This is a genomic window from Streptomyces malaysiensis subsp. samsunensis (assembly GCF_024519315.1).
GTDB lineage: Bacteria > Actinomycetota > Actinomycetes > Streptomycetales > Streptomycetaceae > Streptomyces > Streptomyces malaysiensis.
The window spans coordinates 1-225 of record NZ_JANIIC010000304.1; the positions used below are offsets into that span (position 1 = coordinate 1).

1 protein-coding gene is annotated in these 225 nt (G+C 68.9%); it reads right to left on the reverse strand.

Features of this window, described 5'->3' with window-relative positions; all coding sequences use genetic code 11:
* Positions 1-225 (reverse strand): acyltransferase domain-containing protein (locus NQU54_RS49005; RefSeq protein WP_257636720.1); only part of this gene is annotated, 225 nt, incomplete at both ends.

Genomic DNA, 225 nt, shown 5'->3' on the forward strand with positions numbered 1-225 from the left:
GGGGTGTTGAGGGCGGCGATGCTCACCTGGCCGTCGTGTTGGGCCAGGTCGTTGGCGAGTTCTTCGGGGGTGGCGGCGATGGTGGCCATGCTGCCGCCTTGGGGTAGTTGGCCCATGAGGGTGGCGCGGGTGGCGACGAGGTGGCAGGCGTCGGGGAGGTCGAAGATTCCGGCGATGTGGGCGGCGGCGATTTCGCCGATGGAGTGTCCGATGACGGTGTCGGGT